Origin of the sequence: Gemmatimonas sp., from assembly GCF_027531815.1 — a bacterium.
Taxonomy (GTDB): Bacteria; Gemmatimonadota; Gemmatimonadetes; order Gemmatimonadales; family Gemmatimonadaceae; genus Gemmatimonas.
The window spans coordinates 1-8,482 of the sequence record NZ_JAPZSK010000018.1; the positions used below are offsets into that span (position 1 = coordinate 1).

Consider the following 8,482-nt stretch of genomic DNA (forward strand, 5'->3'; position numbering starts at 1 on the left):
CACGCCTCGCGCCGACCGAAGCCAGCCGCCGGTGGGCGACCCTGCTGCAGCAGATTTTCGAGGTCGACTCGCTCGCGTGTCCCACCTGCCACGGCGCCATGCGCATCGTCGCGTTCATCACCCAGGCGTCGGTGATCGACCGGATCCTCGCGCATCTCCGGACGCGCGCCGCGCGCGAGGCGCACGGCGGGCCGCGGAGTCCGCCATCGACGTGGGCCCCCACGAACCGGGGCGCGTCCGAGCGGCCGCCGCCGGCATCGGCCCCCCCCACGGTAACCGCCATTCTCACGGCCCGCGAGGCGCGCGCGCGAGGCGGAGGGCACGCCACCGCCCGTCTGTCGGTGCGCGCGTGGTCGGCGATCACGCCGTATCCTCGACCGACCCCAATCGAATTTCCTATCCAGCGCAAGGCAAGCAGCTGTGGATCGAAGCCCGCGGCCTCGGGGCCCGCTCCGGTGAGCGTGCAAGCTGCGGAGCGCGCTCTCGCTGTGACACTCCGGTCCCGTGGCGTGTTGCTCACCCCGAATCCGCGGTGACGCAGGCCCGTTGGCATCAGTCCAGACGCTGAGCCCCCACGCCCCCCGACGCCCCGCGCATGCCCCCTGCTGCCCTCGCGCCCGACCCGCTGTTCGTCGCCTTCCAGACGGCGCTGGCCGGCCGCTACTCCATCGATCGCGAGATCGGCCGTGGCGGCATGGGCGTCGTGTACCTCGCGCGCGAAGTCATGCTCGATCGCGCCGTGGCCATCAAGCTGCTGCCCCCCGCCATGGCCACGCAGCCCGCGCTGCGCGATCGCTTTCTGCGCGAGGCGCAACTCGCAGCCAAGCTGTCGCACCCGCACATCGTGCCCATTCACAGCGTGGACACGATCGACGACTTCGTGTTCTTCGTGATGGCCTACGTGGAGGGCGAGACGCTCGCGCAGCGTGTGCAATCGCGCGGCCCGCTGCCGGCGCGCGAAGGAGCGCGCGTACTGCGCGAAGTGGCCTGGGCGCTCGGCTACGCGCACGCACAGCAGGTGGTGCACCGCGATGTGAAGCCCGACAACATTCTGCTCGAGGCCAACACCGGCCGGGCGCTCGTGGCCGACTTCGGCATTGCCGCCGCCACGGGTGACGCCATCAGCGATCAGATCGCCGGCACTCCCGACTTCATGAGCCCCGAGCAGATCCTCGGCGCCGACATCGACGCGCGCAGCGATCTCTACTCGCTCGGCGCCACCGCGTTCTACGCCCTCTCCGGTGCGCTGCCGTTCTCCGACGCGAACACCAGCGACGTGCTGGCGCGCAGGCTCACCACCTCAGCACCCTCGCTCGACACCACCGGCACCCGGGTGCCGCGCAAGCTCACGCAGCTCGTGGACTGGTGCCTCGCCACGCACCCCGCCGACCGCCCCGCGAGCGCACAACTGCTCGCCGATCAGCTGGGCGTGGCGATCGAACAGCGCCGTGAGCTGCCGGTCGCGCTGCGCGCGTTCGTGAAGCGCAACGGCCGCACCGATGGGGCCGGCACCATGCTCACGCTCGTGGGCACGGTGGTCGGAGCCGGTGTGGTGGCGGCGGTTGCCGGGCCGGCGCAGGCATTGGCCGCGACGGCCATCAGTGCGCTGGTGGCCCCGGCGGCGTTCGGTGTGCTCTCGGCGCGGCGCATGCTCGACCTCGGCTTCACGCACCAGGATCTGTGGCCGGCCTTCGACGTGGAGCGCGAAAGCAGTCGTGAAGAGCACGCGGTACACCCCGGCCGCCTGCGACGCGTTTTCGAGCGTGTGCTGCGGCATGTCGCACGAGTGTCCTCGGCCACCACGGCCGCGGTGATTCCGGCGCTCGCCTTGGCCACGCCAATGGAGCAGCTGTACGCCGTCCCGCTGGTGCTGCTCTGCCTTGCCGTGGCCATCTCCAGCGTGTTCGGTTATCTGGTCGTGCTGCAGCTCCGCCGAGACGTGGACGTGGAGTTCTGGAGTCGCGTGTGGACGGGTCGCTTCGGCGCGTGGTCGTTCGCACTCGCTCGCAAGTGGCGCGGCCGTGCACCCGTCGCACCGGCCATGACGCACCGCGCCACCGAACTCTCGCTCGGACTCGCCGCGGAGCAGCTGTTCGACAGCCTGCCCAAGGCCTCGCGCGAATCACTCGGCGATCTGCCGGCGCTGATCGAACGGTTGCAGCGGGACGCGCATGTACTGCGGACGCGCTTCGATGCACTGCAGCAGGCGCTGCACGGATCGGGGCAGGGGGCCGCTGCGTCGAGCCACGCCGAGTCCTCGCACCAGCAGGCGCTCGCGGAAGAGCGTGACATGGTGCAGGCGCGACTGCGCGAGACCGTGAGTGCGCTCGAAAACATCCGCCTCGGGCTACTGCGCCTGCACGCCGGGTCGCTCAGTCTCGGGTCGCTCACCACGCACATCGCCCTGGCGGTCGACGTGTCCGAGAACGTGGACCGTCTGATCCAGGCGCACGACGACGTCGAACATCTGCTGCGCCTTCCGCAGCAGATCTCCCTCACACCGGCCTAGGTTCCATGCAACACAAACCCGTGATCACGGCCGACGCCCTGTCGCCAGACTGGATGGGGGCGGCGGCGCGTCCGTTGCCCGATCGTGTACGGTCGGCCGGGCAGACGGTCAGCGGCAGCTCCCACCACGATACACCCGTGGCAGCACCAACCACCAGCATGTGGCGCTCGGCGCTTCGCTGGGTGCGTGACGCCGCGATCGGCCTGGCGATCATCACCAGCATTCCGCTCGTGGTCATTGCGACCCGCGGTGATGTACTGCGCTTGAACGATTCGGACCTCAGCACGCGGATCGCGCAGGTGGAGAAGCTGCGAGTGCTCCGCCTGCCCACCACGAGCGAGCTGTCGCCGCTGGCGGCCGGCCACTTGTGGCACGCCACCGATGTGACCGCGAAGCACGGCATGTTCCCCGTGCACCCTGCCGCGGAGCCCGCTGAGCGCGGTTGGCAGCACGCGTCGCTCAGCGACGCGATGTTTGCGGACATTGGTCGTCGCGATGCGCATCTGCTGCAGTCGTCGGAGGTGCTGCGGGCGGCGCAGGGCGCGCTGTCCGCGTCCGAGCAGCAGTACCTGCGCACCGTGGCTGAGTCGCCGATCTGGGGCGACATCGATCGCCTCGCGAGTGCCGGCGCTGTGGATGTGATCGGTGCGCGCTATGTGCTGCCGTTTCGCGCCGATGCCACACCGGTGCTGATGCCCATCCCACGATTCGCGACCACCAAGGAGATCGCCTACGCGGGTCTGTCGCGGGCGGCATATCATCTGTCGCAGGGTGAGCCGGAGCGCGCCGAGCACGCACTGCGCTCGGTGCTGTCCTACGGCTTCGTGATGCTCGACAATGGCACGAGCGCCATTGAAGGACTGATCGGTCGCGTGATGGTGGGTATTGCGAGCGAAGGGCTGCACACGCTGTACACGATCACGGGCAACGCAGCGGGTGCGGCACTGACGGCGCCGATCACGGACGCGACGTCGCTCACGCTCGGCGCGCGCGACGGCACCACCGAGCAGCGCCTCATTGCCGTCGCGGGCGATCCCACGGTTCCTCGCACGATTCGGCTGGAAAGCCTGCGGGCGCTGGCATTCAGCAGTTGCACCAACGTGCGTGGCACGCTGCTCGGGCCATCGGCGGCGTCGGATGCTGCGTTTGACGAGGCGCGACGCACCCTGGCGCGCTATCCGTCGGAGGTCGCGCTCATCGAACTGATGCAGGACGCGGCGAATCGACCGCCAGGCGGCTCGGAGATTGCCGCGAAACGGGACTGGCTGCTGCTCGGCGCGGCCTCGGTGGCCTCTACGGTGCTGAACAATCCGCGCATTCAGACGTGTACGCGGGTGTTGGGGGCGTATCGCTGAGGCTGGCCGAACCGGCCTTTGTGGCGGCGGGAGAACATTTGAGGCATCGCTCCGTCTCTTCGGGGGTCAGCTCGCTCGTATCGATCATCCCTCCCCCGAAGCTGGATTCCGACAATGCACACGTGGTTTCGACGCGCCCTGTTCGGGGCCGCGGCCGTGGCGACCGTCATGGTGCCGCAACGCACGTCCGCGCAGGCCGCGCCCGTGAGCGGCGTCTGGCACACCTTCGAGTTCTTCGAAGACCCGGACGTGGGGTTCCCCTCGCCCAATGCCGGTGACGGATTCTCCTGCTCGGCCGGCGCAGGGCAGCAGGTGCGCTTGCGCATCGTCGACCTCGGTGTGAGCGGCGACCGCTTCAACCTGTTCGCCAATGGCGTGCTGCAGGGGGCGACGTAGATGCCAGCTAACGAGGCTGTAGGAAAAGTCCGCGAGACACCCACCTCCGGACCCGCGCTTCCCGTGCGGCGCACGCCGGGCCACGGAGCCCCCCATCGACCCGGGCCCCCGCGAGCCGGGGCCCGGCGCGCACCCCACGCTCGTCCCGCCGGCGCGGCTCCTTGGTCCCGCCGGCATCGCCCCCCCACCGTCACCGCCGTTCCCACGGCCCTCGAGTCGCACGAACACGTCAGTGGGCACGCCGCCGCCCGCCAGTCGGTGCTTACGCGGTCGGTGATCTCGCCCTATACTCGACCGATAGTCGATCCGCCCCGATTGAAATTCCAATCCCCTGCAGGATTGAACACCCCGGCCATCGGCGTCGTGGTCGCGGGCCCGGCGTGGTTACTGACCTCGATCAAGAACCCAAATCCGCACGGCCCGGACACTGGGCCGCGTTGCCCACAGCCGGAGTACCTCATGTCCCAGCATCCCGTCGCCCTCGTCACCGGTGCCGCCTCCGGCATCGGCCGCGCCATCGCGTTGGCCCAGGCCCGCGCCGGCTGGCGCGTCGTCGTCTCCGACCTCGACGAGGCCGGCGGCGAAGCCACCGTCGCGCTGGTGCAGGCCGCGGGCGGCGAGGCGCTGTTCGTGGCCGCGGACGTGGCCGTCCCGGCCGACCACGAGCGGCTGGTGGCCGCCGCCGAGCGCCACTTCGGCGGCCTGCACATGGCCTGCAACAACGCGGGCATCGGCGGCGACCTGGCACCCACCGCCGATTACCCGCTCGAGGCCTGGCAGCGCGTCATCGACGTCAACCTCTCGGGCGTGTTCTACGGCATGCGCCAGCAGATCCCGGCGCTGCTGCGATCGGGCGGCGGCGCCATCGTCAACGTGTCGTCGATCCTGGGCCAGGTGGCGTTCGCCGGCGCCCCGGCCTACACCGCGGCCAAGCACGGGGTGGTGGGCCTGACGCGCGCCGCGGCGCTGGACTACGGCGCGCAGGGCGTGCGCGTCAACGCCGTCGGCCCGGCCTTCATCCACACGCCGATGATCGAGCGGCTCGAGCAGGACCCGGCCACGCAGGCCGCGCTGGTGGCCATGCACCCGCTGGGCCGCATCGGCCGGCCCGAGGAGGTGGCCGAGCTGGTGCTGTGGCTGGGCTCGCCGGCGGCCTCGTTCGTCACGGGGGCCTACTACCCCGTGGACGGCGGGTTCCTGGCCCGCTGAACGGGGGCTCCGCCTCCCCGGGCCCGCTGCCAGCGGTGAATATGCCGCTCGGCGGCGACTGGACCGTGTCCCATCGCTGCGTGCCGCGTCCTATGCTCGGATGTTCACGTTGGGTCGGTGCTCGCGCATGATGCATTGCGCCTGGCCAATCCAGCGATCGAAACATTCCTCACGACCCTCATACACCATGACTGCAGCATCGCGGGATCAGGTTGTCACGCGGTTCGAATGGCGGTTCGGTCCAGCCGGGCGCGGCCTCCTGTGGTTGCCCATCCTTGCGGTGCTGGCTGCTCTGTACCTTGCAGGCGTGGGCGGTTGCGCAGTGCTCGCGGGCCATGCGCTCGACGCGCTCGTGAGCGGCACCGCCTTCTTGGGTCACACGAACATCCGGATCGGACCGTTCGTGTTTGGGTCGCTGCTCCTGTCGCTGATCCCGCTTTTCTGGACGGTCGTTGCAGGTCTTGTCGGCGCGCAGATCCTGGTGATGGCCTCCGCCGAAGACTGCATCGTGCTCGACCAGCGTTCGCTGCGTGTGACGCATCGTATCGGTCCATTTCGCTGGGCGGATTCGCATGCAATCGAAGACGTGCGTGCGGTGTTTGCCCTTCCGCAAAGCCAGCGGCAGTGGCCGAGGCTGGTGGCGCACATTGGCGAGCAACTCGTCGTGTTGTCGAAGTTGGCCAGCCCAATCGAGTGCCCGGCCGCGGCGCAGCAGATTCGCGATGCGCTTGGGCTGCAGGCGGAAAGTGGCGCCGTGGTTCGCCCGGCCGTGCCCGCCCCATGGCGCGTACGGCGCGATCCTTCTGGCGCGTTGGTGCTCGCCTGCCCTGCGTGGTGGTCACGCGTTCAGGCCTTTGCCTTGGGAGCCTATGCACTCGGATGCGCCATCGCGCTGGCTGCCCTGCTTTGGGACTTTGCGCGCTCACCGGAAGACCCCGCCTTGATCGTCTTCGCGGTGATGGCGGTCGTCGCCGGCGCCGGTCTGACCCGGCAGGCAGCGCGGCAATGCTGGCTCGATGAATGGTGGATCATGGCCGGGCAGTGCGAGCAGCGAAAGCGATTTGGACGGCTGGAGAGGACCCAGGCGCAGGTGGTCGGATGGAATCTGACCATATTGCAGAGGCGCTCAAGTTGGTGGTTCTCCGTGGACGCAAGGACCGTCGACGGGCGTGGCCGGGCACACAGCGTGACGCTACTCGTCGACACGGATTCCTTGCTGCCGCGCTGCCTGCTCCAGTGGTTGGGCCGTCAAAGCGGCCTGACCGCCCTCGACGCGACGCGCGACGCGCATTGACCTTCAAGGATTGATCATCGCTTGAAACCATGGGAAGTTGCCTGAAGCAACGGCCGATGCGCATTCGTTCGCCCGCCCGTGCGGTTCATGACGCCGCTGCGACCGTTCGTCGCGCGGCGGCCTCGACCGCGCCGAGGTCCGGAAGAATGAGGGCTCATCCATCATCCCCAAGGAGCCCGTCTTGGCCCTCCATCTCCGCCACCTGGCCCTGGCCTCGACCATGGCCCTGGCCTGCACCCTGCCACAGGCGCAGACGCGAGCGACCGCGATCATCTGGCGCTTGCTGCAGGTCGCGGAGAAGCGCTTCCGCAAACTCAACGCGCCCGAGCCATGCCGGGATGTGTACCGCGGCGTGCGCTACGCCGACGGCCTCGAAGTACCCGCTGTTTCATCCACCCAGAAGGCCGCCGCCTGACGCGCATTTACACACTTCTTGTCGAAACCTCCTAGGTCCTTCTCGTTCATGAAGATCCGTACCGAGTCGGGAGAGATCGCCGGGAGCGGCTTTACGCTGGGATCGAGCATTACGGACTTTGTCTGCACACAGGCCGCACCGACAAGTACGGCGCAAAGAGCAAGCATCGCCTGCTTGGGCATCATGACCTCAACTGTTGAAGGGTGATGAATCTGCTGCAGGAGAATCGAACTGCGGTACCGACTTGAGTAGACAGAACGGCATGCAGCAGGACTCGACTACTGCATAACGAGGCTGTAGGAAAAGTCCCGTGAGGTCGATGTGGAAACGGAACTCTTCGGGTGCCGAGCCGTTGGCCTCAGAGGAAATCTGCGGTCGCTTTCGTCCCTCGTCGAGATCTGTCATGGCCCGCTACAAGCCGGTCGACACGCAGCCCAAGTTCGTGGCGATCGACCTGGCGGCGCAGCTGCTCCCTGGGACGTTCGAGCATGCGCTGCACCATCTGCTCGAGCAGGCGATCGACCTGACGCCGTTCGATGCCCGGTATCGAAACGACACCACCGGGGCGCCCGCCTACGCGCCTGGCATGCTGCTCCGGGTGGTGCTGTCTGCGTACTCGCGCGGCATCGTCAGCAGTCGGGCCATCGCGCGGGCCTGCGAGGAGCAAGTGACGTTCATTGCGCTGAGCGGCGACTCGCGCCCGCACTTCACCACCATCGCGCACTTCGTCAGCACCCTGGGCGATCAGATCGCGCCGATCTTCGCCGCCGTGCTCGCGGTGTGTGATCATCAGGGCTTGATCGGGCGCGAGATGTTCGCCATTGACGGCGTGAAACTGCCGAGCAATGCGTCGAAGCATCGGAGCGGCACGCGCGCGGATTTCGAGCGGCAGGCCACGAAGATGGAGCGGGCGGCGGACACGATGCTCGCGCGCCACCGGGCAGAGGATGCGCGCGACGTCGCGCCATCGCTCGCGGCGAAGGACGCGGTGCGGCGCGAGCGGCTCGTGCGAGACGCGGCCGAGCTGCGCACGTGGCTCACGCAGCACCCGACCGATCGGCGGGGCGCACGCGGCGCCGTACGCCAGAGCAATCGCACGGATAACGAAAGTGCGAAGATGGCGACCAGCAAGGGCGTCATTCAGGGCTACACCGGGGTGGCAACCGTCGACGCCGCGCACCAGATCATTGTCGATGCCCAGGCGCATGGCGTGGGCGCGGAGCAGGAGCTATTGCTGGGGGTCGTCGCCGCCACCGCGCCGCTGCGCACGATCGACACGCTTATCACCGCGGATGCCGGGTATC

At 68.7% G+C, this 8,482-nt stretch carries 7 protein-coding genes and 1 pseudogene; all 8 read left to right on the plus strand.

Annotated elements, in window-relative coordinates; genetic code table 11:
• Nucleotides 1–536: pseudogene (locus O9271_RS17940) on the plus strand (hypothetical protein); the annotation flags it as partial.
• A gap of 59 nt (nt 537–595) precedes the next feature.
• Nucleotides 596–2,509, plus strand: a complete 1,914-nt coding sequence (locus O9271_RS17945; protein WP_298272814.1) for a serine/threonine-protein kinase — start codon at nt 596–598, stop codon at nt 2,507–2,509.
• A gap of 5 nt (nt 2,510–2,514) precedes the next feature.
• Nucleotides 2,515–3,864, plus strand: a complete 1,350-nt coding sequence (locus tag O9271_RS17950; protein WP_298272817.1) for a hypothetical protein — start codon at nt 2,515–2,517, stop codon at nt 3,862–3,864.
• Nucleotides 3,865–3,978: 114 nt separating this feature from the next.
• Nucleotides 3,979–4,260 carry a hypothetical protein gene (locus O9271_RS17955; RefSeq protein WP_298272819.1) on the plus strand — a complete coding sequence of 94 codons (282 nt, stop codon included), beginning with the start codon at nt 3,979–3,981 and terminating at the stop codon, nt 4,258–4,260.
• 459 nt (nt 4,261–4,719) lie between these two features.
• On the plus strand, nt 4,720–5,469 hold the full coding sequence (locus tag O9271_RS17960; protein ID WP_298272821.1) for an SDR family oxidoreductase: 750 nt from the start codon (nt 4,720–4,722) through the stop codon (nt 5,467–5,469).
• Nucleotides 5,470–5,656: 187 nt separating this feature from the next.
• Nucleotides 5,657–6,763 (plus strand): hypothetical protein, encoded by a 1,107-nt coding sequence (locus O9271_RS17965; protein ID WP_298272824.1) that lies wholly within the window; start codon nt 5,657–5,659, stop codon nt 6,761–6,763.
• 181 nt (nt 6,764–6,944) lie between these two features.
• On the plus strand, nt 6,945–7,178 hold the full coding sequence (locus O9271_RS17970) for a hypothetical protein (RefSeq protein WP_298272826.1): 234 nt from the start codon (nt 6,945–6,947) through the stop codon (nt 7,176–7,178).
• 403 nt (nt 7,179–7,581) lie between these two features.
• Nucleotides 7,582–8,482, plus strand: a 901-nt coding sequence (locus tag O9271_RS17975; protein WP_298272829.1) for a transposase, incomplete at its 3' end; no start/stop codon positions are given.

What these genes read in the sequence shown, in the direction of transcription:
- O9271_RS17965 (WP_298272824.1), top strand. Translation starts at nt 5,657, where the DNA reads ATGACTGCAGCATCGCGGGATCAGGTTGTCACGCGGTTCGAATGGCGG.
- O9271_RS17945 (WP_298272814.1), top strand. Translation starts at nt 596, where the DNA reads ATGCCCCCTGCTGCCCTCGCGCCCGACCCGCTGTTCGTCGCCTTCCAG.
- O9271_RS17950 (WP_298272817.1), top strand. Translation starts at nt 2,515, where the DNA reads ATGCAACACAAACCCGTGATCACGGCCGACGCCCTGTCGCCAGACTGG.
- O9271_RS17955 (WP_298272819.1), top strand. Translation starts at nt 3,979, where the DNA reads ATGCACACGTGGTTTCGACGCGCCCTGTTCGGGGCCGCGGCCGTGGCG.
- O9271_RS17960 (WP_298272821.1), top strand. Translation starts at nt 4,720, where the DNA reads ATGTCCCAGCATCCCGTCGCCCTCGTCACCGGTGCCGCCTCCGGCATC.